This window comes from Acidithiobacillus sulfurivorans (genome assembly GCF_018853815.1).
Classification (GTDB): Bacteria; Pseudomonadota; Gammaproteobacteria; order Acidithiobacillales; family Acidithiobacillaceae; genus Acidithiobacillus; species Acidithiobacillus sulfurivorans.
This window is the reverse complement of record NZ_JAAOMP010000031.1, coordinates 47968-72972: the sequence shown is the minus strand read 5'-3', so window position 1 is coordinate 72972 and position 25005 is coordinate 47968. Positions and strand designations below refer to the sequence as shown.

Sequence of the window (25005 nt, the reverse complement as noted above, 5' to 3'; positions counted from 1 at the left end):
CTTCGGACAGCGCCGGATAAAATACACGGCGCGCTCAATATACGGATCATCGAAATATCTGTAAAATGCAGGACCTTACCCGCCCCCGAAATGCCGGGGCAACTTTCCTTTTCCTATAGGTTTTGATCATGTCTGCCAACCACCATTACCCTGTTCTGCGCCTGCGCCCCAAGGAAGACCGCCGCCTGCGTGCCGGCCACCTCTGGATTTACAGCAACGAAATCGACGTCGCCAAAACGCCTTTGCATGAAATTATCCCCGGCAGTGTCTGCAGAATAGAAGATGCCCAAGGAAAAGCCATCGGCCTGGCGCATATCAATCCTCACACGCTCCTCTGCGGACGCCTCCTCAGCCGTGATCCCCATCTACTGATTGATGAAGCATTTTATCAGGAGCGGCTGCAACAGGCGTTGCGCATGCGTGAAAAATTGTTTTCCGCGCCTTTTTACCGATTGGTGCATGGCGAGGGAGATGGCCTGCCCGGTCTGGTTATTGACCGCTATGAAGATACCTTGGTCCTGCAGCCTGGCAGCCTGGGCATGGATCGGGACATCGCCCTGATTACCAACGCCCTGCAAGCACTTTTACACCCCACGGGCATATTACTGAAAGCGGGCGGCGCGGCGCGGCGTCTGGAAGGTTTGGAAGATCGGGTAGAGGTTTTATTCGGACAGGTTCCGGAGCGTCTGCAGATTTGGGAGAATGATTGCTTATTTGAGATGGACCCGCGCGGCGGCCAAAAAACCGGATGGTTTTATGACCATCGCGCCAACCGTCGCCGCCTGCTGAGCTATGCCCCCGGTAGGCGCGTTCTGGATTGCTTTGCCTATCTCGGCGCTTTCAGCATTCCCTTGGCCAAGGCCGGGGCGCTTGAAGTCACCGCAGTAGACAGCTCGGCACCCGCTCTGGCCTTGCTGGAAGAAAATGCCCGGCGCAATGCTGTAGCCCCTATTCGCATTATGCACGATGATGCCATGGAAACTTTAGCCCGACTTCGGGACCGTGGTGAGCAGTTTGATCTGATCGTCCTCGACCCCCCGGCATTGATCAAATCCAAAAAGGATTTCAAGGAAGGCAGCATTGCCTACCGGCGCTTCAATGATCTGGCCATGCGCCTGCTCGCGCCGGGCGGTATCCTGTTCACGGCCTCCTGCTCCCATCATCTCAACCGCGAGACGCTGCTCGGCCAGATTGCCTTTGGCGCACAAAGGGGCGATTACGCCATCATCGGCGAAGGAACCCAGGACATGGATCACCCCATTCATCCCGCTGTGCCCGAAAGCAGCTATTTGAAAGGTTTTTACGTACATCGACGGGAATTGATTGCTGACGAACCAGAGTAGTTTTCACGATGGGGCGGATTCAACTTGACAGAAGGCAGTGGCTCGGCCATGGTTGCGGGAAATTGTGAGGACACCCATGCTGCATTTTCCTGATATCAATACTGTTGGTTTTCCCCTGGGTCCCATTACCATTCACTGGTATGGATTGCTTGAAATCATCAGCTTTGTCATTGCGACGGTATGGCTGATCCGGCGCGGCAAAATGTCGCACTGGAACTGGCGCAAGGAACAGGTTGTCGACCTGGAATTTTATGTGGCTGTCGGGGCCATACTGGGTGGTCGGGTAGGTTACATTATCTGGTATAACCTGCCCTACTATCTCAGTGAACCCATCAAAATGCTGTATATTTGGGATGGTGGCATGTCCTTTCATGGCGGGCTGCTGGGCGTAGTTCTGGCTTGCTGGGCGTTTGCCAAGTCTCATCAGGATCACAGTTTTCTGCCTACCCTCGATTTTATTGCGCCGGCTGTACCCATTGGTTTGGGGCTGGGGCGTTTGGCGAATTTCATTAACGATCAGTTGTTTGGCCGCGTCAGTCACCTGCCCTGGGCCATGGTTTTTCCTGCCGGTGGACCGCAACCGCGCCAACCTTCGCAGATTTACGAATTTCTGCTGGAGGGGGTGTTGTTGTTTCTGATTCTGGCTATTTACAGCCGCAAAGCGCGCCCCGCCGGGTCAATAGGCGGTATGTTCGTGCTTTTTTACGGGATATTCCGTTTTGTGGCTGAGTTTGCCCGCCAACCCGATATTCAGTTGGGTTTTGTGTTTGGTCCGTTCACCATGGGACAGGTCTTGTCCGTACCCATGATTATTCTCGGCCCGGTGATTATCTGGTGGGCGTACAAGGGAGGCTTTGCCGAGTCGCCGCCGGCAACACACTCTGCAGCATCCAGCAAAACCGTCAGCGAACACTGATTTTCGATATTATCGGGGGCTACTGACCAGTGGCTGATGAACTCAATGCACCGCAACTGGAGGCCGTCCACCACATTCATGGCCCCTTGCTGGTTCTGGCCGGAGCGGGTTCCGGCAAAACCCGGGTCATCACGCGTAAAATTGTGCATCTGATTCGTGATCAACAGGTGGCGCCCAAACATATTTGCGCGGTGACTTTTACCAACAAGGCCGCCCGCGAAATGAAAAGCCGGGTCAGCCAGTCCTTGCAGGGGCACAACAGCCGGGGCCTAATGGTTTCCACCTTCCATCGTCTGGGCCTGGATATTTTGCGCAAGGACATTGAACGCCTGGGTTATCGCAACAACTTCAGCGTCATTGATCCGGGAGACAGTCTCAGCATGGTGCGCAACCTGCTGCGCGATGCCAATGGTCCCAGCGATCTGGCAGAGGCCATTCAGGCGCGCATTTCGCGCTTTAAAAATGATGGGTTTCTGCCCAAGGAGGCGCAAGGGGATGATCGGCTGGGGGAAGAAGCAGCGGCCATCTACAAGCCCTATCAACGTGCCCTGAGCGCCTGCAATGCGGTAGATCTGGATGACCTGATTCTGCTCCCTACCCGCCTGCTGCAGGAAAACGAGGATTCCCGCCTGGCCTGGCAGGATCGTATCCGTTATTTACTGGTGGACGAGTATCAGGACAGTAATGGTGCCCAGTATCGCTTGATCCGCAATTTGCTGGGTGTGCGTCATAATCTGACCGCTGTGGGGGATGATGATCAGAGTATTTATTCCTGGCGGGGGGCTGCAGCCGATAATTTGCATCGTCTGGCCCAGGATTATCCGGCCCTGAAAGTCATCAAGCTGGAGCAGAATTATCGTTCTACCGGCCGTATTCTCCAGTCCGCCAACGCGGTGATTGCGCAAAATCCCCATCTTTTTGAAAAGCGCCTATGGAGCACCCTGGGCGATGGTCATCCTATTCGGGTGTTGAACTGCGCCGCTGAAAGTGATGAAGCCGAACAGGTCGTCAACGCCATTCTCCGCGACCGTTTTCAGCGCCAGGGAGAGTATCGGGATTATGCGATTCTGTATCGCAGTAACCATCAGTCCCGACCTTTTGAGGCGGCTTTGCGCAATGCCCGCATTCCTTACCAGATTTCCGGTGGGTTGTCGTTTTTTGAGCGCAGTGAAATCAAGGATTTTCTGGCCTATTTGCGTTTGCTGAGTAATCCCGATGACGATCCGGCCTTTTTGCGTGCGGTCAACACCCCGCGTCGGGGCATTGGCAGCAGCACCCTCGAAAAACTGGGCGAGTTTGCCAAGGCCCAGAATCTGTCTCTGTTTGCTGCGGTTTGGGAAGATGGACTGGAACTGCCGGAAAAAGGCCGTAGCGCCCTGCGCAGTTTTGCCGGATGGGTCAACCTGAAAGCCGATGAAGTCCAGAAAGCGGAGCTGATGCCGGCCCTGCAAAGCCTGCCCGATGACATTGGCTATCTGCCCTATCTGCATAATGAAGGGGATGAAAAAGATGCAGCCCGGCGCTGGGAGAACATTCAGGAGCTGCTGGCCTGGATGCAGCGCCTGCAGGAACAGGAAGATGGCCCGCAAACGCTGGTGGAAATTCTCAACCGGCTGATGCTGTTTAATGTGCTGGAGCGGGAAGAGGACGATGACCGGGATGTGCTGCGCCTTTCGACCCTGCATGCCGCCAAGGGCCTGGAATTTCCCCAGGTGTTTCTGGTGGGCGCGGAGGAGGAGTTACTGCCGCATCGTAACAGTGAAACCCCGGAACAAATCGCCGAAGAACGGCGCTTGTTTTATGTGGGAATGACCCGCGCCCGTTTCCGCCTGACCCTCAGCCGCTGCCGCAAACGGCGGCGCTATGGCCAGGACGTCAATCCCAAGGCCTCCCGCTTTTTGCAGGAAATCCCCAAGGAACATCTGGACTGGCAGGGCGCAGACAGCGAGGAAGAAACCATGGACCCCGCTGTGGCTTTTGCCCGCCTGCGCGAAATGCTCAGCAAAAACTGATCTGATCCTGCATCTGGCAGCAGCTCTGGATGACGCTCACGCAAAAGGGGCCATCCACAGACAGCCCCTTTTAGCTGTAACAGCGCGCTGCAATCAGTGTGCGGCGACGCTACCCATCGCCTTGACGCGTGCAGAAAGACGGCTCTTGGTACGTGCAGCAGCGTTAGGATGAACGATTCCCTTACCGGCCGTCTTGTCGATGACCGACTCTGCGGCATGCAGGGCCACGCGGGCTTCTTCCTGATTACCAGCGTGGACGGCCTTGAGCACCTTCTTCACGTAGGTACGCAGGCGTGAACGCATGCTGGCATTGTGCAAGCGATGATTTTCGTTTTGTAACACGCGCTTGCGCGCCTGAGCTGTATTCGCCAAGTTTTACTCTCCGTGTCTTTGCGTTGCTGATCACTGCTGAATTTTGAAGCTGCGGATTTTGACCCTTTCCTGCAGCATTGTCAACGGATTATGTTCGCTTGGGGCAAATCAACCCATCCACTCAAAATAAGGAGATTTGGCGGCTTTTTTATCAAACGTCAGCGTGCCAGAGCAGTCGGCATTCCGGGCTGCAAGACCAATCAGCAGGTCTGACAGATCGAACGTGTTCGCGCTTGCAGCTTGAATAAAGGTCCGCAAAAGTTCTTGCTTTTCAAAGCGCATAATGGGCATAGACAGCAGTGCAGACAAACTATCCAGCAAATCTTTTCGTGGGACCTCATAAACGCTTTCGAGAACCCAGATGAGTTCCATAACCACCAGCAGGCTGATATAAAAAACTTCCTGCCCGCTTTCAGCCTCTTCCAGGTGCTGGCGGACCGTTTCCGCCTGTTGCCGATCATCCTGCACTAAAAATCTTACCAGCACATTCGTATCCAGGGCTTTCATACGGTATTTTTCTTCATGCGGTTTTTGATGGCTTCCTGCATGGTTTCCAGAGAAACGGCTGAATCCTTTTTGTAGGCACCCAATCTCCCTGCAACATCAGCGACTTTTTTGGTCATGGGCTTGATCAGAACTTCATTGTTTTCTGTAAAAATAAATTCAACCTTGTCGCCCTGATCCAGATGCAGTCGATCACGAATAGTTTTAGGGATGGTGATCTGTCCTTTACTGGTCATGGATGACGTAGAAGAATGCATAAAATCCCCCAATGTAATACTTTAAAAAAATTTCTTACCATATAGTAAGGGAAAACCTGCTTTTGTCAAAAACCGCTGAGTTATTCTGCCGTCATTATCTGCACATGCCTGGGTTGCACGCAGACCTTGAGGAAGTTTCCCACGCTGATCTGTGCGGCTTCGGCCTGGGGGCGGGGCAACAGCATTTCCAGGGGGGTGGGCCCTTCCAGATAAAGGCGCATGCTCAGACCTTCTTTTCGGCAAGCCTTGACCTGAACAGACAGAGGATTGGGACAAAAATGCGTTGCCCCCGTCTCTTGCAGGTAGATATCTTCAGCGCGCAAGGCCAGTTGCACTGAGGTCCCCACCGACAGACCAGCCTGCCACTCGGCCTGCAACTGCCAATCGGAACCTGCCACCTGCAGATGTGATTCATCTTCGGAGTCAATCACCCGACCCGATAGAAAATTACGGAAACCCAGTAATCGGGCTGAAGCGACATGACCCGGCCGGGCAAACACTTCGGTGGGGGCGCCTTCTTGGACAATGCGGCCATCGCGCAAAATAGCCATATGGTCCGCCAACATCGCCAGATGCGGATCATGACTGACCGCCAGTACAGGAATCCCGAATTCGTAAATCTCCCGTACCAATTCATCCATCACCTCGTCCCGGGTCGCCATATCCAGCGCTGAAGTGGGCTCATCCAGCAGTAATAGCCGGGGTTTTCGGGCCAGCGCCCGCGCCAGGGCTACCCGCTGTTTCTGACCTCCGGAAAGTTCAGACGGAAAACGATTCGCCAAATCTTCAAGGCCAACCCGTTGGAGCAAGGCCAGGGCATCCGTACGGCGATGTGCAGAGCGCGACAAGGGAAATGCAACATTTTCCCAGGCCCGCAGGTGTGGGAAAAGCGCATAGCCCTGGGGCAAATAAGCAATGGGACGTTGCTCTACGGCCAGATCTCCGTAAGGACTGACCTGGGCCGGGAGCAAACCAGCAATGGCCTTCAGCAGCGTCGATTTACCCACACCGGAAACCCCCAGGAGTACGGTGAAACCTCTTACCTGCAAGCTAATATCCAGGGCAAGGGGCTGCACCATCCGACAACGAATGTGCAGGGCGGGCGCAGATTGCTTCAAAACAGGGCCTGCGTCTGCCGCCGGGCGCGCAAACCAATCCAGAGCGGCAAGGGAACAGCCACCAGAAAAAATATCCACAGCAAGGGGTAAACTGCACTGAGACCTATGTCTTGCAAATTGACCCACAATTTGACCGGGATACCCTCAGGAAAATATGCCACAATCAACACAATGCCAAACTCACCCATGGCCCGCACCCAGGCCAGGGCCACCCCGGCTGACAAACCAATTCGTGCCAACGGTAAGGTGACCTGCCAAAAAGTCTGAAGGCGATTACGCCCCAATGTCTGGCTGATTTGCTCCAGTTCGCGGGGAACGCCTTCAAAAGCTGCCCGCGCTGCGATGATGTAATAAGGCATGGCACCATAAATCTGGGCGAGGATAAACGCCGGAGCCGTATTGGTGAGGTAGAGGCCTGCGTGGCTGAATAGAGTACCTACCGGTGAATAGGGACCATAAAAACTGCTCAGCAAAATTCCCAAAGCGAGGGGCGGCGTCAGCAGGGGCAACATCAGCAGGGCATCAAAAAACCACTTGCCACGACCCTGCCCGCGCGCCAGCCACCAGGCCAGCGGCGTTCCGGCCAACACGGAAATGATCAGCGCCAGCATACTGTAAAGTAAGGAGGTCCGGATCGCCCCGAGATCCCCCTCGGCAAAATGAAAATCATGCCAGTCCGTCGCAAATATCAACGCGGCAAAGGGTGCCAGCAAAAAGACAAATACCAGGCCCGCCAAAGCAGGCCCCATCCAGCGAAAACGGTCAAAACCCGCTGTCACCCGATAGACCGGAAAGCCTGGGCCATAATCCGCGCTTCGCAATACCCCTCCCCACAAAAGCCGTGCCAGGGAAATCCTTACGTTATTCCCAATTAAACATATCCAATGGACTTATAGCGCTGCCGCACTAACCGGTCAAGCTTGCAGCAACAGCCCAGCGCCGCAACTGCCTATAGAGCAAGCACCAGGCCCAGGTCGAATAGTACAGGCATGACTCCGGTATTTTTATGCTATGCTTATGGAATAAATAGCGTTAACTATCCATTAAAGAGTCAGACAAAATGCACTGGACCATTCTCCTCAAATCCGACCCCGAAGCAAAGGGTAATCCTGTTCTGCACGGCCTGCGCATGGCGGCGTCGGCTTTGGCGGATGGCGTTGAGGTCAGCATTTTTCTTGCTCAGGAAGCCTGCCCCCTGGCTTTTCAGGATGAGCAAACCAGTGCAAAACAGTTAGTTCATCAGGACCTTATACATGAACTTCAGGAACTCGGTGCGCGGATATATGTGGTCGGCCTGGAATGGCTGCATCAGTCTGAAAAATCCCTGCTCAACTCCAGTATTGAGACGGCCAGCATGAAAACCCTGGTCCGCCAGATGAAAATCTCCGATCAGGTCATCACCCTTTAATATCATGAGTGCCACTTACGCATTGGGAGATGTGCAGGGTTGTTGTGCCCCCTTTACCGAGTTATTGCAAAAAATCGGCTTTGATGCGCAGCATGACCGACTCTGGTTGGCGGGCGACTTGCTGAATCGTGGTCCCGATAGTCGTCCATTACTGAAAAAGCTTTTCAACTGGCAGGATCGCCTCCAGATTGTACTGGGCAATCATGATTTATATGCGCTTTCGCGCTGGGCGGGTATTGTTCCCGCTAAAAAAAGCGACACCCTCGGCACCTTGCTCAGTGACAAAAATGCCGGGGATTGGCTGGATTGGCTACGGCAAAGACCGCTGCTCCATCATGACGAAGAGCTGGGCTGGACAATGGTCCATGCCGCCATCCATCCTGACTGGGATATTTCCAGCGCTACAGAGCATGCTTTGCAGGTGCAGGAAGCACTTTGTGGCCCACACTGGAAACGCTTTTTGAAATCATTGTGGGCTGCGCCCGCTCCGGATCGCTGGGAAGATTGCCGCAACGAAGAAGACGCCCAGCGTTTTCGGGTGGCGGTATTTACCCGCGCCCGTTATGTCACTGCAGATGGTCGTTTCAACTGGCCCAGCACCCCACCCAAAGACCTTGCGCATATATATGCACCGTGGCATCAATGGTTTTTTGAGCGGCAATCCAGCGGTGCTATTATCTGCGGGCATTGGGCGACTCAGGGTCTGTTGGTGCATGAACGCTTGCTGGCTCTGGATAGTGGCTGCGTCTGGGGTCGCCAGTTGAGCGCGGCCCGCATTGATCTCAGCGAACCACAAATTCATCAAATAAACTGTCCCACCTATGCCCAACCCGGTAACTAAGGAATAACATCAGCTTAGCAGATATGCCCACCATCACGCCCTCTCTCGAAATCCTGCGCCACACTTTCGGCTATGAACAGTTTCGAGCTCCCCAAGAGGAAGTCATCGCCACACTCATGAGCGGCCAGGACGCACTGGTGTTGATGCCTACCGGGGGCGGCAAGTCATTGTGTTACCAGATTCCTGCTATCGCCCGTCCGGGTGCTGGCGTAGTCATATCACCACTTATCGCGCTGATGGAAGATCAGGTGAATGCCTTACGGCAGGCGGGGGTTGCAGCTGCAGCTCTCAATTCCAGCATTCAGCCCCGGGAAATCCGCGAAACCGAAGAAGCGCTGCGCAGCGGCCAACTGGATTTACTGTACATTGCCCCCGAGCGTCTGCTGCAAGATCGTACTCTGCGCCTGCTGCAACAATGTCAGATCAATCTTTTCGCGATTGATGAGGCGCATTGCGTATCCCAGTGGGGACATGATTTTCGTCCGGAATATTTGCAACTGAAGGTTCTCCACGAGCGCTTCCCGGCCATACCGCGCATTGCCCTGACCGCCACCGCAGACCCCAAAACCCGCCTGGAAATCATCGAACGGCTGGGGCTGCAACGCGCACGGATTTTTACCCGGTCTTTTGATCGTCCCAATATCCGCTACCACATACACAGCAGCAGCCAGGGTGCGCGTAACGCCCTGCTGCGTTTTATTCGCGACCGCCATGATGGTGAAGCGGGCATTGTTTATTGCCTTTCCCGTAAACGCGTCGAAGAAATAGCCGCATGGCTTCAGACAGAAGGATTGGACGCCCTGCCCTATCATGCTGGCCTTTCTGCGGATGAACGGCGCCGCCATCAACAGCGTTTTCAGCGCGATGAGAGTGTCATTATTGTAGCAACCATTGCTTTTGGTATGGGCATCGACAAGCCCAATGTGCGTTTTGTGGCTCATCTCAATTTGCCCAAAAGTATCGAAGCCTATTATCAGGAAACCGGCCGGGCGGGACGTGACGGTTTGCCTGCAGAAGCCTGGATGCATTATGGTCTGCAGGATGTGGTGCAACTTCGGCAGATGATTCAGCAATCTGAAGCCGACCAGCAACGCAAGCAAATGGAAGGACAAAAACTGGATGCCATGCTCGCCCTTTGCGAAACGACTCAATGCCGGCGCCAGACCCTGCTCAGTTATTTTGGCGAAACCCTCGCCCTGCCCTGTGGTAATTGCGACAACTGTCTGACCCCTCCGGCCACCTGGGATGCCACCGTCGCCGCACAAAAAGCCCTCTCTGCGGTACACCGCACGGGCCAGCGTTTTGGTGTTCAGTATCTGGTCGACGTCTTACTCGCCCGCGATGATCCCCGTATTCAGCAATGGGGTCATCATCAACTCCGGGTTTATGGCATTGGCAAGGAATTATCTGCCAACGCCTGGCGTGCCTTGTTCCGCCATCTGTTACTCCGGGGCCTGGTTGAAGTAGATAGCGAAGGACATGGTGGCTTGCGCCTGAGTCCCCTGAGTCGTCCCATTTTGCGCGGCGAACAAACCCTCACCCTGCGCCAGCACGAAAATACCCAATCCCAAAAAAAAGAGAAGGTCCAGGAAATTCCAGCCGGTGACAAAGCACTATGGGAAGATTTACGGCAGCATCGCCGCGCCCTGGCACAAACCCAGGGAGTGCCTCCCTACGTGATTTTTCATGATGCGACGCTGATGGAAATGCTGCGCCTACGCCCCCGCACCCTGGTCAGTCTCGCCACGGTGCCCGGCGTTGGTGAACGCAAACTCGCCGCCTATGGTGAATCGTTTCTGGGCATATTACTGGATCACGCAGGCCGGTCCTGATGGATCAAAACTTGCCCTGCAACAGGCCAGGTCGCATCATAGGACCAAACTTGAGGAAACCGGAATGAACGATAAAAGCTTTGCCGTCGCCGTTGAAAACACCCTGACAGAACTGCTGACCCGCATTGAGGAACGCGCTGCAGATGTGGAATGTGATTTGGTAGACAGCGTGCTCACCCTGCTCCTGCCCGATGGCAGCCAGATTATCATCAACCGCCAGGAGGCCGTACAGCAAATCTGGCTGGCCTGCAGTGATGGTCCCGCCCGCTTCTCGGCCAAGGATGATCAATGGCTGGACAGCAAAACGGGAGAAAGCCTGACGACCGCCCTGGGGCGGCTACTCAGCCATCGTTTACATGACCACATCGTCCTGGACTGAAATGATGGCCTACTGGTTAATGAAAACTGAACCCGAAGCCTTTTCTCTGGATGATTTGCAGGCGCGCGGCCAGGAACCCTGGGACGGTATCCGCAATTATCAGGCGCGGAATTTTCTGCGCAGCATGCAGCCGGGGGATGGTATTTTTATTTACCATTCCCGGGTAGCGGTGCCGGGTATTGTCGGGATGGCCGAAGTCGTCAGCAGCGCCCACCCCGACCCCACCCAGTTTGATCCGCGCAGTCATTATTACGATTCCGGCTCCAGCCTCGACAAGCCACGCTGGGATCTGGTGGACGTTGCCTATCGAAGTAGCTTTACGCAATGCATTTCCCTGGATAGCCTGCGCAACATGCCGGAATTTGCAGACAGCCCCCTGGTACGCAAAGGCAACCGCCTGTCCATACTGCCCATCACGGAAAGCCAATGGCAGCATGTGCTGAGCCTTGTTGATGATGGTCGCCAATGAGCGATTCTGCCCGCGAAATCCACCTGTATCACCGTTGGTCTTCTACTGCCGGGCAGATGCTACGAATGGTGTTGAGCGCCAAAAAGTTACATTGGCAAGATCATCCCTGTGCCCTACGCGACCAGGAAACAGCTTTTGATCTGGACTATGCCGATTTACCCGTAATGGTCCATGCCAATGGCCAGAAACAGCAAGCTACGCTGTCCGAATTGGCGGAACTGGATCGGCTTTATCCCGAAACCCTGCCTATGCAGCAGAGCATTGCCGAGCCGGAATGGGTGGCCTTTTGTCAGTGGCGCAATAGCCTGACGCCGCTTCTGGAAAGACTGATCGCTCCGGTTTTGCCTGCCTATGATGAAATCAGTCATGATGAAGAAGACATGAATTTTTATCGGAACGAATGTGAACGCCGTTTCCAGCAGTCCGTCGAGGCTTTGGCCAATGATCGCTACGGCGCGTATCAGCAACTTGAGAGTCGGGGACGATTACGCGAATTGGGCAAAATCCTGACTCGCCGGCGCTTTTACACGGGTGATTTATCACTGGTGGATATTATCCTGACGGCCGACCTGCATTTACTCAGATTGCTGGATGGCGTGACCATTCCTTTGGATCTGCAATATTATTTTCAACGTGTCGCTGATGCTTGTAATATCTCGCTGAATGACGGCATGACCCAGTCCCTTTGATTTTCTGGAGTATGTAATGACTTACCAAGAGTTGGTGGAATTTTTGAATCATCACCTGGGATATCCTTTCCTCGGTGATCTGAGCCCCGCAGAAGCCTTACAGGCTGCCCAAAACAACACGTTGGAAGACCCTTTGACGGCAGAAGTGCTTAACGCCATTTACCAGGGAAACCAATGCCAGACTTTGAGTGATCCGGTAGACCGTGCTCACAGTTTTGATGGGCTGGCCCGCCTGCGGCTGCGCGTCCAGGCCGACGATGCTGACCCTGCCATTTTTCGTAAGGTGCTCAAGTTGTCCCAGGAACTGGATAACGCCTTTGATCAGGAACTCATCCGACAGCGGCAGTGAGAGCCAGGGCAGAAATTTTGCCCTTCAAGAGCCACTCTCTAATCTTTTTTTTCGGCCGTCAGAATATCCAGATAATTCACCCAGTACTGGGGGCGGCTCTGCTTGTTACGTTTTGCCACGTACAGGGCTTCATCTGCATGGCGCAACAAACCGTCTGGAGCGGCTGAATCTTCAGGATACAAGGTCAGTCCGGCACTGCAGCCTACCGACACGGAGCTTTGTGTCTCCAGCAGGATAGGCGATTCTACTGCCTTACGAATATGGTTCATGACCGGTTGCAGATCTGCACCGCTATGCAGCCCTTCCAGTAAAACAACAAATTCGTCTCCCCCGAGGCGTACCAGAAAATCGGTACTACGCGTTACGCCCTTCAAGGCTTCAGAGACTTTGATCAGCAGTCGATCACCCGCTTCATGACCATAGGTGTCATTAATGGGTTTAAAATCATCCAAATCAACAATCAAAATAGCCAGCAGAGTATTATTACGCTGCGCCCGCAAGATGGCATGGATGAAATAGGTATCTAAACCTCGACGATTATTCAAACCGGTTAATGCATCATGATTTGCCAACCAGCTTTGCCGATTTTGCTCGTCCGCCAGTTGCTTTTTCAGGTCCATTTCATCCAGGCCGCGACCCAGCAATGAAGCAACTCTATGCAAGAGCTCGTTCACATCCGCACTGATTAGATGTTCGACCAAACAACATCTCACCACCAGAACACTCCACAACTTGGCGTTGCGAATAATCGGCAAGAGCGCAACCGGGAGCTCCGCGCTATTTGCGCTGTCACTCTCAGAGGGAAATAGCGCTTGACCGGTTTTCCATACATGCAGCACCATATCTCGCAGCAAATCGGCGGTAATTTGCTCAATCAGACTATTAGCATCTTCGGTTACCGATGAAACAAAGGCCAAGGTATCCAGAGATCCATCCTCAGCAGGGCGAGTCAGCCAGGCCGACTCAAACAATGTACTGCCGACTAAACGTCTGCATATTTCTTCTAACAAAGGTTGTTCTGCATTCATTTTGAGAACAGCATCCGCCTCATCCAGCAATGCCTGATATAGTAAATTACGGCGAAGAATTTCTGCCTTGTTGCTGATTTGCTGATCGGCAACATGTAAAATTTCTGTGAGCTGATGCAGAAAAATCTGGAGATTATTACTGAAATATACGGGATCAGTGCTACTGACAAACAAAACTGCATGCACACCTGAATCATCCCACAAAGGCCAGGCACCGATCACCGCAACATTTTTCATTCCGGGTTCAGTATCTTTCCAGGCTTGCAAAGCTGAATTTAAACGCACCTCATCAACACAAGGACGTTCTTTTTCGCGGACACGCTCCATGACCGTATCAAACCATTGCCGGCTTACACCGTCCTTCTCCAATCCCATTCTGAGTGAAGCCTCAGGTATCGACCCCCGAGAAGCCACTAAAAAATCAGAGGTGTTCGCCTGTTTCTTTTCGGGATAAGCAACAATCCAGGCACTGAGGGCGTCAGCACGCGTAGTGAGCATGGAAAGAGCAAGGTTATAGGCTGCCGACAACTCTTTGACCTCAAGAATATCCTTAAGAAAATCGACAATCACTAACTGAAACCCTGAAATACGACTGACATTGATAGCGTTCTTGCGCCTTTCCAGAAAAACGACAAAATCATCTGCAAGTCGAGTCCATAAGGTATGACTTAATGGAACTGTATTTATTGATTTTGGGAGAAAAAAAACAATAACACCCTTGTCACCATCCAGACTACGATATGGAACACTCAGGCTGATATGAAAGGTGGCATCATCAGCAATCGGCCAATGCTTATAGGAAGTATCACCCTTAAGCGACAAACGCTGGACGCACCCACTATCCAATGTTTTCCGTACAGAACCATCTGCATCAAGAGGAACCGTGAAACTAACAGCGGCCATTTTATGTGATCCCGCCAAAGACATGACGCTCACAGTGTTATCCGTAGTTTTCTGCACACCAATCCAGACTAGAGAAGCATTCAGACGTTTAGAAAGGATTTCCACCATCTGTCGCGTAGTTGACGAAATGTCTTTAGTCAAGGAATCGCCCAAAAGCCTATCCACCTCCAACAAGGCAAACTGCAAATCTGCTTTGGAGTTCAGCTCTCGGAGCATCTTACGATTTTTAACCAGCGCACGAAAAACCACAGACAAACCGGCTATTAAAAACAGGAGTAGCAGTGTTTTCAGCATAAACATTGTCCGGCCATCTATAACAGAGACCTCTGATATATAAAACTCTTCGTTAGAGTTTTTCCGCAAAGCCAAAATCTGGAACTATCTCCATCAAATCACACAATGCAGCATAAGTTTCATTCAAAATGATGAGATTCGATTCCTTACTTTGTCTTTGTTGACTGAGAGATTGAATACGTGGCTGGATATTAGTAGAAGAATCCACAATAGCTTCCAATGCGACCATTTTTTCTTTCGACTGAGCGGCAAAAAGCTCTAATTGACGATTCATCAAATCCAGAGATTCATTCACCCAATTGCGCAGCTCTTTTCGTGTTTCTTCTACAAATGCCTCTATTTGCTGGGCGAGTGAGAAAAAAGCTTTGCGAACCACAGATCCTTGAGTTGAAGCAGCTATTTCCAGGCGTTTCCCGAAGCGCTCATAACGATCAGCCATTGCCAGTAACTCGGCACGCCGGGGTAAAATAGCATAGGGAATGGTATCAAGTTTGGGCAAACCATACTGTTGCTCAAGTATTCGATAAGCATCCAGCATTAGTGCTGAAAGGCGATTAGCCCGTTCCAGAGCATTATCAAATTGTGCAATAGTTTCCTCAAAAAACCTTGAAAACCGGTCATAAATACCGACCGTCGTCCAGGCAGCCAACAACTCGGCACGGGCAGAAACGACAATCTGATCCAGCTGCTCCAAAGAAAGTGCCTGTAATAACCAGGAATTGGCTGATTCCAGAAATTCTTGTTCTTTCAACATAAAGGAATCACGATCACCGGCAAATGATCGCAATAGTTTTTGCTGCCTTTCCAGCAATCGTGGCAGCTGCTCGCCAGTTTGCGCCTGAAGCCGTTCCATACTTTCAATCTCGCCGCCGAGATTCTTGATTTGTTCTTCTAAAAGCACCCGCTGGTCAATAACTACTCTTTTAATAAGCCGTTGCGCACTATCGAGAATGGATTTGCACCTTCCTGGAATGAGCGTTTCTGCTATAGCTTCTTCCAGCTCTTTCAGCCCACTTCTGGCAGACAATTGTTCATCATGCCGAATACGACCTAATAGGCCTTTCTGAGCAGAAACGGCTATGACCTGATCGACATTTATACCTAACTGTACTGCAGTCTTTTCCCGTTGGGATTGAACAACTGCAGATTCCTGTCCAGGTTCTCGTAAATCATCCCATAGCGTATCTACTTTATTCAATACCACCAACTGATTTTGTAAGGCATGGCGTCCGAGCGATTGTTCCCATATTGCGAGATCACTTTGAGTTACGCCAGTATCGGCGCTCAGCACAAATATCAGGGCATCAGCACTACGCGCTGCCTCTAGGCCCAAATCCGCCTCGCTGCCCAAAGAGTTAAGACCCGGTGTGTCCAATATGACCAATCCGGCCTCTAGTACCGGATGTGGCCATTGCAACAATGCGTAACGCCACCGAGAAATTTTCACCATCCCTTCCCCACAGGAAGCACAGTGCGTTGTTGCAATGTTCGAACCTAATTCTTTGACCTGCGGGCACAGTCCATAACTTCGAGCTTCTTGCACTGAAACACAAAGAGTTTCTGTCAACTGTCCCATATGCTCTGCACAATCGTTCAGGTCATCGGGATTCAATGGAGAAAAAGTCCACAGACCAGAATTTTTCTTTAATTTTTCTATTGAATCATTGAGTGTTCTACTGCGTATTGGTAACAATTGAAGTGAAGGCGGCGCCAAACCATAAGCAATTTCAACCGGACACATAGTGGTCTGCCCTGGACCAGAGGGCATCAGGCGAGCACCAAGATCTGAAAAAAACAGGGCATTAATGAGTTCGGATTTACCTCGCGCAAACTCACCAAAAAATGAAATACGCAGCTGATCACCGACAATTTCACGGGATAGATTCTGCATCCGCAACATGGTACCGCTAGGTAGAATTTCCAAATCGACAGAAAGCTTTGCTATTTGATCCACAGCATTTGCGATACGCACGCGCCACTGATGGTATGCTCGCAGGCGTTCAATCAGCAAAGGTAGGGCCATGATCATTTCTCCATCCAACAACCGGATCATCTGAAATCGTCTTGTACAATTCCGAGGAAGCTGGCCACATTATAATGTAAACAGGCGGCGTCACAACGAAAAAATCAGCGATTAATTTCTTTTAAGCAATACGATGCAAAAAACCGGCAATAATAGCAAACAGAACAATGGGAAGCAGCGTAGCCATTGATGGGCTAATCCCACCAGACACGCTGATATATCCAGACATCTCCGTCAAAAAATGAAAACCCAGCCCGAGCACCAGTCCGGCCATAACCCTGGCGGCAAGCCCTCCACCACGGGGATTGCGGGTGACAAATGGGACCGCCAACAAGATCATGATCAGGCCTACCCACGGATAACTCAAGCGTCGCCAGAACGCCAAGGCAAAACGATTCATTTTAAATGCCCCGGTTTGCAAATTCTGGTAGTTGCGCCAGAGCGTGGGCAGGGTCATGGTGCGCGTCGGATGGGCAAAGCTGCTGAGGGTAGAAGGCGGCATTTCGATGTTCCAGGGCAAGCTTTGTTCATGCTGCATCTGTAACTGTTGCGGCGAAATCGTGGCCAGATCAATATTCTGCAATACCCAATGACCCGCCGCAAAATGAGCGGAAGCTGCGCTGGTCATGGTCTTCAGTCCCACCATCCCCGGACTGAGTGAGATTATGCGCACATTCTGCAGTACCTTGCCTGAATCACCCACTGCACCAATCTGGATGAGCTGATCATCACGCCGCAACCAGAGCCCCTCATTCCCCATATTATGAAAACCGGCACCGGGCTCACTGGCGTTGGCCCACATGGCTTCAGATGCCGGAGCAGTCACAGGAATCACCCATTCTCCAAGGACGAACATCAACACCGTTCCCAGCAAGCCAACCAGCAACAAGGGCTGCTCCAGACGCCACAGAGACCAGCCGGACATCCGCAAGGCAATCACCTCAGAATGGCCACTGAGAATACTCATCCAAACCAAAGTACCGAGCAGCAAGGCCAGAGGAATAACATCATAGGCAACATCGGGCAATTGCAAAGCCGCGTACTGCATGAGTCGCGTCATATTCCAGACGCCGTGCCCCGGTCCCGAAGCTTTGGCAATTAACTGAGCAATAAAAACCAGTGCCAACAACAGCAGCAAAACAAGGCCACTGTAGGCGAGCATGCCACGAAACAGCAGCCGATCAGCGCGTTTCATTGGCACTCTGATTAAACAATACAGGCAGCAAACCCAAATCCCGACTCCGGCGTAAAAAAGTATAAAAAGCGATCAAGGCGATGCCCAGCACTACCCAGAGAAATCCTGGAAATAGCGGCATCTTGCCAGCCATCATGTGCTCTTTTATGTAGATCAAAATGTTATTTATCGCCAGCAGGAAGAGAACGCCCAGCAACATCCCGGCGGCTCTTCCACCACCGCGCGGCTCACTGTAAGCCAGTGGAATAGCCAACAATGCCAGAAGTGGCAAAGCGATAGGCCATATTAGACGCCATTGCAGCTCCGTCACCGCATAACGCCTGTCCAGGCCAGAAAAATGATCCACCAACTGGGCCAAGGAAGCATTACTCCAGCTGATTCCGCCAGCCTGGTTAGTACCATTACTAGCAGAATTGCCAAGCATCACCCGGTAACGCGCAAATGAAAGCACCTTGAAACCATTTTGTCCGGGTTGACCGAGATAGCGCTGCCCATCAATAAGCACCAGACTGAGTGCGCCATCAGCACCCGGTTTGATTTCACCATAAGCTGCGGTTGCCATATCTGATTGTGCACCTTGGGCGATGGAGAGAAAAATTTCATGGTAACGGTGTGTATTTTTTCCGATGGCAGAACCCACATAAATAACCCGTCCCCCCGATAAGGAGGTAAAACTGCCGGGCTGCAGCATCGCTTCTGCAGCGACATTGGCCAACCTTTCGGACTCCGACTGGAGCATGCGTTGAGCTGCGGGAGCCCAGGACAAAGCCAGGCCCAGCTCCAGGCAAAAAACAACTCCAGCCACTACGGTTACTGCAGGCAATAATCCTGTCAAACCGGTACCTGTACTACGAATGGCTACCATTTCATTGGAACGATACAAATTATTAAACACCAAATACACCGCGAAAAAAAACGCAAGGGGCAAAACCGTCACCAAAAGTGTTGGCACGGCCAGTCCTAACAATTGCAGGACAATAGGTAACGGCAACTGCCCCGATGCCACCTGCTTCAGCAGCTGGGTCAATTGACCAATAGCCAAAATAGCGAGAATGACTAGACAGGTCAGCAGAAAAGTGACGGAAATGTTTCGGATAATTTGCAGATGGATACGGGTCATGAACGATTCTCTTGTAATCCATCACTTGATTCACTGCGCCTTTGGGGCTTACTTTGTACGCTTTCGTTCATATTGAATTCCTCAGTCATAGATTATCAGGAGATTTAACGTGGAGATAGCCATTCATGCCCACAAGCCCAGTACCGACAAAATGGATTGTATCGTCGTTGGTGTTTATGAAGACGGAATCCTGAGCCCTGCAGCCACCTTGGTAGACTTAGCCTGTAATGGCGGCCTGCAGAAATTTTTAGCGATGGGAGACTTCAGCGGCCAGTGTGGAGAGACCCAAATTCTCTACCAACTGCCCGGATTGGCCACCCAACGCGTGATGGTGTTGGGCTTGGGCACCCATGGCAAACTCAAAGACAGCAAATTTTGTAAAGCAGTACAAAGTGTCAGCAAGGCCTTGCGACAAGCGCAAATCACTCAAGTCAGCTTTTATCTGCTGGAAACACCCGTTGCCCGCCGCTCACCCGCAGCGTTGAGCAAAATTGTGGTGCAGGCGGTCATGGATGCCGATTATCAGTTTGATCATCATAAGGAACCATCGGAAAAGCCCCGGCGCAGCCTGACCCATCTGCATTTGAATGTGGCCAGTGGCGCGGAAGAAGAAGCCGCTATTAAACAGGCTAGTGCCGAAGCGCTGGCGACCGCGCGGGCGATCGCCTGGGCGAAAGATTTGGCCAATGAACCCGGCAACATCTGTACCCCCAGCTGGCTGGCACAACAGGCCGAAGTCATGGCGCAACGTACTGGAATCAAAAGCACCATCCTCGGTCCAGACGCCATGGAAGCACTGGATATGCGCCTATTACTGGGTGTTGCTCAGGGATCCCGTCAGGAACCGCGCCTGATTATTCTGGAATACTGGGGGGGGAGCGATGAACAGGCTCCCATTGTTTTTGTAGGCAAGGGCCTGACTTTTGACGCAGGTGGCATTTCTCTGAAGCCTGCTGACAAAATGGACGAAATGAAATACGACATGTGCGGAGGTGCTGCAGCCCTTGCTGCCATCCAGGCGGCTGCCGAACTGAAACTACCCTTGAACATCATCACGGTAGTACCCGCGTCTGAAAACCTTCCGGACGGCCTGGCCACCAAACCCGGTGATATTCACAAGAGCATGAAAGGCCTGACGGTAGAGGTCATTAATACGGATGCTGAAGGTCGCCTGATTCTCGCTGATGCCCTCACCTACGTTGAGCGCTTCGAACCCGATGTAGTCATTGACATGGCCACCCTGACCGGAGCATGTGTCATTGCCCTGGGGCACCAAACCGCCGCTGTGTTAGGTAACCACGAAGGGCTGGTTCATGATCTGATCAGCGCTGGCAAGGAAAGCATGGACCGCGCCTGGGAATTACCTCTTTTTGAAGAATACCAGGAACAGCTGAAGAGCCCTTTTGCGGATCTTTCCAACGTCGGTGGTCGTCCTGCCGGAACCATTACTGCAGCCTGCTTTTTGTCTCGTTTCACGGAAAACTACCATTGGGCGCACTTGGATATTGCTGGCGTAGCCTGGAAAAGCGGCGAAAACAAGGGTGCCACGGGACGACCTGTCGCTTTGTTGGTCGAATATCTACTCAACCGATCCCGTCAAACTGCCTGAGGGGACGACGTTGCCAGATGCTTCCTTCTATGACCTGCCAGCTACCCTGTTGACGCCGCAAGAGCAATTGCGTGCCATGTGTCGGGTCATCAACAAGGTCTGGCAAGTTGTTGGGGAAGCAGATATTCTCTGTGCAGATTTGGCAACAGCTCAGAGCGTGGACGACATGCTCTGGACTTTTCAGGCAGATGCTTTTATTCCTCATGGACTAGGGGCAAAGTACTCTGTACGAATACACTACCAGCAGTCATGGCCGGATGCCTGCGTGGTTGCCGTGTTGTGCGCCTTGCAGAATCTCCCTGAGCCACTTCCGGCCTGTGAAAGACTGGTGGATTTTATTCCAGCCGAAAACATCGCTCGAGATCAGGCAAGAGAGAGATATAAAACGTTGAAGAACATCGGATACACTTTGCAGGTACATACCCTGGAAGCCTGACCGGAGATACCACAATGAATAAACAATTTGATCGCAGGGAACCCGTGCTCGAAGAAACACCGGAAGACAACGACGACGCGCCCTTGCTGCTTACCAAGATTGTACGAGAAGGTTTACCCCCGCAGCTTTGGCGCCATGAAGAATCGCCTGCCATGCCGGAACCCGATAGCGAATCCAATAAAACGCAAGCATCCCTTCATGCCGGACCGGCAGATAAATTTTCGATGCAATGGGAAGAAGCAGAGTCCGACTCTCCAGCCGCCGCTGTCACAGAACAAGCTAAAATGTACACACAGAGTGAAGCGCGTTGGCAGCCAGCAGAAACAGCCAATCCGCAGCATGACTTTGAAGACCGCGACCTGGAAGCAGCACTTAAGCGTATGCGCCAAGGACTCATGCAGTTTACCACCTCCAGATCCGAGCCTACATTTGGGGAAAAAAGTGATTCTGATTTCGCAGATCAAGCCGTTATTGGTCTGGTCAGCGAACATCTGAAGCCTGCAGCAAAAAATCCGGAACTCACTGAAACACCAATACTATCTGAAGAGGACATTGTCGAATCGCCAGTGTTTGAAGCCCTGGAACCTGAGCACATTATCAATGAAACTGCAGAGCGTAATCCTGAACCCGCTGAGGAATCTGTCGACGAAGTAATTGTGGATGCTGCCGGGTCTGAGCCGGAGACATTCATTACAGATGCGGCTGCAGATGCGGCAATTCATCCATCCGTCGAAGAACATCAAGAGTTCGTGGAAGAGCATTCAGTACAGGAACCTGAGCCATCACCTGTGCCAGACAAACCTCCTCTTGATCTGGATTTCCTGAAAGATTTTGAGCAATTACTCTTTCAGGAAATAGAAAGACGGGTCATTAACGAGATGGAAGAACAGATGACTCAGTATCTGCAGAAAGTCTGGAAAGAGCAGGTCAGCCTGACCGTAATGCGCACGCTGGCGCTGGAAGGCATTAAATTGCGCGAGAGCCTTGCCCAGGAAATGCGCGCTTCCCTACCTGAAATTCTCCAGCGCGTACTGCATAATGGCCTGGAACAAATCACCCCCACCGAACCTGACTGATGAAGGCTCATGACTGACCATTTAGACCGCCCCTTCGCCCCCGCCGAAATAGAACATACCTGTTACCAACACTGGGAGGAGCTTGGAATATTCCAGCCCCAGCCCGGGCAAAAGCCCTACTGCATCATGTTGCCGCCCCCCAATGTCACCGGCACCCTGCATATGGGGCATGCGTTTCAGGATACCCTCATGGATATTCTCGTCCGGGTTCACCGGATGCGCGGCGAAGAAACACTTTGGCAACCCGGCACCGACCACGCCGGAATTGCCACACAAATGCTGGTGGAACGCCAGATTGTTCAGGAAGGTGGCGACCGTCATCAGATGGGTCGCAGCGCCTTTCTGGAGAAAGTCTGGGAATGGCGTCATGCGTCAGGGGGGCATATTACCCGACAGATGCGCCGTCTGGGTGCCTCCTGTGACTGGACGCGAGAACGTTTCACCCTCGATAGCGGTTTGTCGCAAGCGGTCACCGAAGTATTTGTGCAACTTCACGATGAAGGCCTCATCTATCGTGGCAAACGTCTGGTCAATTGGGATCCGGTACTGCGCACCGCAGTATCCGATCTGGAAGTGCTCAGCGAGGAAGAAGACGGTTTTCTTTGGCACATCCGTTATCCACTGAGCGATGGCAGCGGTTCTCTGGTGGTGGCAACCACCCGTCCGGAAACCCTGCTGGGAGACGCCGCCGTTGCTGTGCATCCCGACGACCCACGTTATGCAGCCCTGATTGGCAAAACTCTGCGTCTGCCAATCATGGGGCGGGAAATTCCGGTCATTGCCGATCATTATGTAGATCCGGAATTTGGATCGGGATGCGTCAAAATCACCCCGGCCCATGATTTTAATGACTATCAGGTGGGTCAGCGTCACCATTTACCCTTGATCAACGTATTTACCCCCGATGCCCGTATTCGTGACAGTCTTGAGGTATTTACCAGCGCAGAATCCGTCCCGGCCGAAGAAATTCCGAGCGCATTAAGAGGACTGGACCGCTATGCTGCGCGCAAGCAGATACTGGCCCAGCTGGAAAGCGAAGGACTTTTAGTCCAGACAGACGCCCACAAGCTGATGGTGCCGCGTGGCGATCGTTCCCAGGCGGTCATTGAACCCTATTTGACGGATCAGTGGTATGTAAAAGTGGCACCACTGGCTGAACCCGCCATCAAGGCCGTAGAAGAAGGCCGGATTCGCTTTGTGCCAGAAAACTGGAACAAAACCTATTTTGACTGGATGAACCGGATTGAAGACTGGTGCATTTCCCGGCAGCTCTGGTGGGGACACCAGATTCCGGCCTGGTATGGCCCTGACGGGCACATATTTGTCGCGCGCCACGAAGAGGAAGCCCACAGTCAGGCCAGCCGCCATTACGGGATGCCCGTGACTCTGGAACGGGATCCCGATGTACTCGACACCTGGTTCAGCTCCGCCCTCTGGCCGTTTACAACCCTTGGCTGGCCGGAAAAAACACCGGATCTCGCACGCTTTTATCCGGGTAGTGTTCTCGTTACCGGATTCGACATCATTTTCTTCTGGGTCGCACGCATGATTATGATGGGTTTACGCTTCATGGATGAAGTGCCCTTCCAGGAAGTGTACATCCATGGCCTGGTCCGTGATGCCGAAGGCCAGAAAATGAGTAAATCCAAGGGTAACGTGCTGGATCCCATTGATTTGATCGATGGTATCAGCCTGGAAGATCTGGTTGCCAAACGCACCAGGGGACTCATGCAACCGCAAATGGCTGCCAAAATCGAAAAATCCACTCGCAAGGAATTTGCCGAGGGTATTCCCGCCTTCGGAACTGACGCCCTGCGCTTTACCTTTACCGCTCTGGCCACCCAGGGTCGGGACATTAAATTTGATTTGAAACGCGTGGAAGGTAACCGGAATTTCTGCAACAAACTCTGGAATGCCTCCCGTTTTGCCATGATGCAGGTTCCCGAAATCAGTTTGCTGCACGGCGAGAAAGAAATGATGGCTCCGGAACGCTGGATTATCGGACGTCTGCAGCACTGTGAAGCAGCGGTAAACGCCGCCATTGATCAGTATCGGTTTGCCGACGCCGCCCACGCACTGTATCAATTTTTCTGGAATGATTACTGCGACTGGTACATTGAACTCTGCAAACCGGTTCTGCGTGAGGACAGTCCGTTTACAGCAGTACAGCAATGCGGTACCCGCAATACCCTGTTGCGGGTACTGGAGGCGGGGTTACGTCTGCTGCATCCAGTGATGCCGTTCATTAGTGAAGAACTTTGGCAGCGCATAGCGCCCATGCTCGACAAAGGCGGTAGCAGTATTGCCGTAGCACCCTACCCCATAGCCGATCTGCACCGCGTTGATCCCGAGGCTGATGCCGATACCGTATGGCTCATCAATGCCATTCGCGCCGTACGCTCCGTCCGTGGTGAGATGGACATTCCACCCAGCAAATTACTGCCAATTTTGCTGCAAGGCGGCGATGCCCGGGATCGTACCCGCGCAGAGCATTACCAACCTTGGCTGTTTGCCCTTGCCCGTTTAAGCAGTCTGGAATGGCTGACAGACAGCGAAGAAGCCCCCCCGGCAGCTCTGCAACTACTGGGAGACCTGAAAGTCCTGGTCCCTCTGGCTGGCGTCATAGATGTCGGCGCAGAGCGGGCTCGTTTGCACAAGGAGCAGCAACGCCTGGAATCCGACCGGGGTAAGACCCTCGGTAAACTGGGCCAGGAAAGTTTTCGTAGCCGTGCTCCCGCCGAAGTCGTCGCCAAAGAAGAAGAGCGTTTGCGGGAAATTGAAGCGGCCCTGCAGCAACTGGAGGAACAGGCAGCACGACTGGAGTTGCTCTGA

At 52.6% G+C, this 25005-nt stretch carries 23 protein-coding genes; 14 read left to right on the top strand and 9 right to left on the bottom strand.

Annotated features, from left to right (window positions below):
• The first annotated feature begins 128 nt into the window (after positions 1 to 128).
• The 3 genes from HAP95_RS03065 (at position 129) to HAP95_RS17450 (ending at position 4271) form a co-directional block, all read left to right on the top strand.
• Positions 129 to 1343 carry a class I SAM-dependent rRNA methyltransferase gene (locus tag HAP95_RS03065; RefSeq protein WP_215882895.1) on the top strand — a complete coding sequence of 405 codons (1215 nt, stop codon included), beginning with the start codon at positions 129 to 131 and terminating at the stop codon, positions 1341 to 1343.
• A 76-nt stretch (positions 1344 to 1419) separates the two neighbouring features.
• On the top strand, positions 1420 to 2259 hold the full coding sequence (gene lgt, locus HAP95_RS03060; protein ID WP_215882894.1) for a prolipoprotein diacylglyceryl transferase: 840 nt from the start codon (positions 1420 to 1422) through the stop codon (positions 2257 to 2259).
• A 29-nt stretch (positions 2260 to 2288) separates the two neighbouring features.
• Positions 2289 to 4271, top strand: a complete 1983-nt coding sequence (locus HAP95_RS17450; protein ID WP_215882893.1) for a UvrD-helicase domain-containing protein — start codon at positions 2289 to 2291, stop codon at positions 4269 to 4271.
• Between the two features lie 93 nt (positions 4272 to 4364).
• Here the strand turns inward: HAP95_RS17450 and rpsT are convergent, their stop codons facing one another.
• From rpsT to HAP95_RS03030, 5 genes are all read right to left on the bottom strand, one after another.
• Positions 4365 to 4643: a 30S ribosomal protein S20 gene (rpsT, locus tag HAP95_RS03050; RefSeq protein WP_215882892.1), complete on the bottom strand. Its 279-nt coding sequence runs from the start codon at positions 4641 to 4643 to the stop codon at positions 4365 to 4367.
• A 108-nt stretch (positions 4644 to 4751) separates the two neighbouring features.
• Positions 4752 to 5150 (bottom strand): type II toxin-antitoxin system VapC family toxin, encoded by a 399-nt coding sequence (locus tag HAP95_RS03045; protein ID WP_215882891.1) that lies wholly within the window; start codon positions 5148 to 5150, stop codon positions 4752 to 4754.
• The gene (locus HAP95_RS03040; protein ID WP_215882890.1) at positions 5147 to 5404 is read right to left on the bottom strand and encodes an AbrB/MazE/SpoVT family DNA-binding domain-containing protein; all 258 of its coding nucleotides are present in this window, start codon (positions 5402 to 5404) and stop codon (positions 5147 to 5149) included. The genes HAP95_RS03045 and HAP95_RS03040 overlap by 4 nt, the downstream gene beginning before the upstream one ends.
• A gap of 80 nt (positions 5405 to 5484) precedes the next feature.
• Positions 5485 to 6522 (bottom strand): ABC transporter ATP-binding protein, encoded by a 1038-nt coding sequence (locus HAP95_RS03035; protein ID WP_226832480.1) that lies wholly within the window; start codon positions 6520 to 6522, stop codon positions 5485 to 5487.
• Positions 6519 to 7343, bottom strand: coding sequence for an ABC transporter permease (locus tag HAP95_RS03030; RefSeq protein ID WP_226832477.1), 825 nt, complete (start codon positions 7341 to 7343; stop codon positions 6519 to 6521). Before HAP95_RS03030 ends, HAP95_RS03035 begins: the two co-directional genes overlap by 4 nt.
• Before the next feature lie 239 nt (positions 7344 to 7582).
• Between HAP95_RS03030 and HAP95_RS03025 the strand changes: the two genes are divergently transcribed.
• The 7 genes from HAP95_RS03025 (at position 7583) to HAP95_RS02995 (ending at position 12489) form a co-directional block, all read left to right on the top strand.
• Complete coding sequence (locus HAP95_RS03025) at positions 7583 to 7930, top strand: DsrE family protein (protein WP_215882889.1); 348 nt, start codon at positions 7583 to 7585, stop codon at positions 7928 to 7930.
• A 4-nt stretch (positions 7931 to 7934) separates the two neighbouring features.
• Positions 7935 to 8771, top strand: coding sequence for a symmetrical bis(5'-nucleosyl)-tetraphosphatase (locus tag HAP95_RS03020; RefSeq protein WP_215882888.1), 837 nt, complete (start codon positions 7935 to 7937; stop codon positions 8769 to 8771).
• 23 nt (positions 8772 to 8794) lie between these two features.
• Complete coding sequence (gene recQ, locus HAP95_RS03015) at positions 8795 to 10603, top strand: DNA helicase RecQ (protein WP_215882887.1); 1809 nt, start codon at positions 8795 to 8797, stop codon at positions 10601 to 10603.
• Positions 10604 to 10667: 64 nt separating this feature from the next.
• Positions 10668 to 10982: an iron donor protein CyaY gene (cyaY, locus tag HAP95_RS03010; protein WP_215882886.1), complete on the top strand. Its 315-nt coding sequence runs from the start codon at positions 10668 to 10670 to the stop codon at positions 10980 to 10982.
• A 19-nt stretch (positions 10983 to 11001) separates the two neighbouring features.
• Positions 11002 to 11451: an EVE domain-containing protein gene (locus tag HAP95_RS03005; RefSeq protein WP_264318808.1), complete on the top strand. Its 450-nt coding sequence runs from the start codon at positions 11002 to 11004 to the stop codon at positions 11449 to 11451.
• Positions 11448 to 12140: a glutathione S-transferase family protein gene (locus HAP95_RS03000; RefSeq protein WP_215882885.1), complete on the top strand. Its 693-nt coding sequence runs from the start codon at positions 11448 to 11450 to the stop codon at positions 12138 to 12140. Before HAP95_RS03005 ends, HAP95_RS03000 begins: the two co-directional genes overlap by 4 nt.
• A 16-nt stretch (positions 12141 to 12156) precedes the next feature.
• Positions 12157 to 12489 (top strand): hypothetical protein, encoded by a 333-nt coding sequence (locus HAP95_RS02995; protein ID WP_215882884.1) that lies wholly within the window; start codon positions 12157 to 12159, stop codon positions 12487 to 12489.
• A 38-nt stretch (positions 12490 to 12527) separates the two neighbouring features.
• On the opposite strand, the gene HAP95_RS02990 is transcribed toward HAP95_RS02995, so the two are convergent.
• The 4 genes from HAP95_RS02990 to lptF all read right to left on the bottom strand — a co-directional run bounded on the left by HAP95_RS02990 (position 12528) and on the right by lptF (position 19052).
• Positions 12528 to 14714, bottom strand: coding sequence for a GGDEF domain-containing protein (locus HAP95_RS02990; RefSeq protein ID WP_215882883.1), 2187 nt, complete (start codon positions 14712 to 14714; stop codon positions 12528 to 12530).
• A gap of 52 nt (positions 14715 to 14766) precedes the next feature.
• Entirely contained in the window at positions 14767 to 16737 is a 1971-nt protein-coding gene (locus HAP95_RS02985; RefSeq protein ID WP_215882882.1) for a dynamin family protein, read from the bottom strand.
• Positions 16738 to 16858: 121 nt separating this feature from the next.
• A complete protein-coding gene (gene lptG, locus HAP95_RS02980) occupies positions 16859 to 17932 on the bottom strand; it encodes an LPS export ABC transporter permease LptG (RefSeq protein ID WP_215882881.1) in 1074 nt (357 codons plus the stop codon).
• Positions 17919 to 19052 (bottom strand): LPS export ABC transporter permease LptF, encoded by a 1134-nt coding sequence (gene lptF / locus HAP95_RS02975; RefSeq protein WP_215882880.1) that lies wholly within the window; start codon positions 19050 to 19052, stop codon positions 17919 to 17921. Before lptF ends, lptG begins: the two co-directional genes overlap by 14 nt.
• Positions 19053 to 19203: 151 nt before the next feature.
• Between lptF and HAP95_RS02970 the strand changes: the two genes are divergently transcribed.
• From HAP95_RS02970 to HAP95_RS02955, 4 genes are read left to right on the top strand one after another with little or no spacing between them, the layout of a single operon-like run.
• Positions 19204 to 20661 carry a leucyl aminopeptidase gene (locus HAP95_RS02970; RefSeq protein WP_226832491.1) on the top strand — a complete coding sequence of 486 codons (1458 nt, stop codon included), beginning with the start codon at positions 19204 to 19206 and terminating at the stop codon, positions 20659 to 20661.
• A gap of 10 nt (positions 20662 to 20671) precedes the next feature.
• Positions 20672 to 21097 carry a DNA polymerase III subunit chi gene (locus HAP95_RS02965; protein WP_215882878.1) on the top strand — a complete coding sequence of 142 codons (426 nt, stop codon included), beginning with the start codon at positions 20672 to 20674 and terminating at the stop codon, positions 21095 to 21097.
• Between the two features lie 14 nt (positions 21098 to 21111).
• Entirely contained in the window at positions 21112 to 22173 is a 1062-nt protein-coding gene (locus tag HAP95_RS17030; protein WP_226832475.1) for a hypothetical protein, read from the top strand.
• Between the two features lie 9 nt (positions 22174 to 22182).
• Complete coding sequence (locus HAP95_RS02955) at positions 22183 to 25005, top strand: valine--tRNA ligase (RefSeq protein ID WP_215882877.1); 2823 nt, start codon at positions 22183 to 22185, stop codon at positions 25003 to 25005.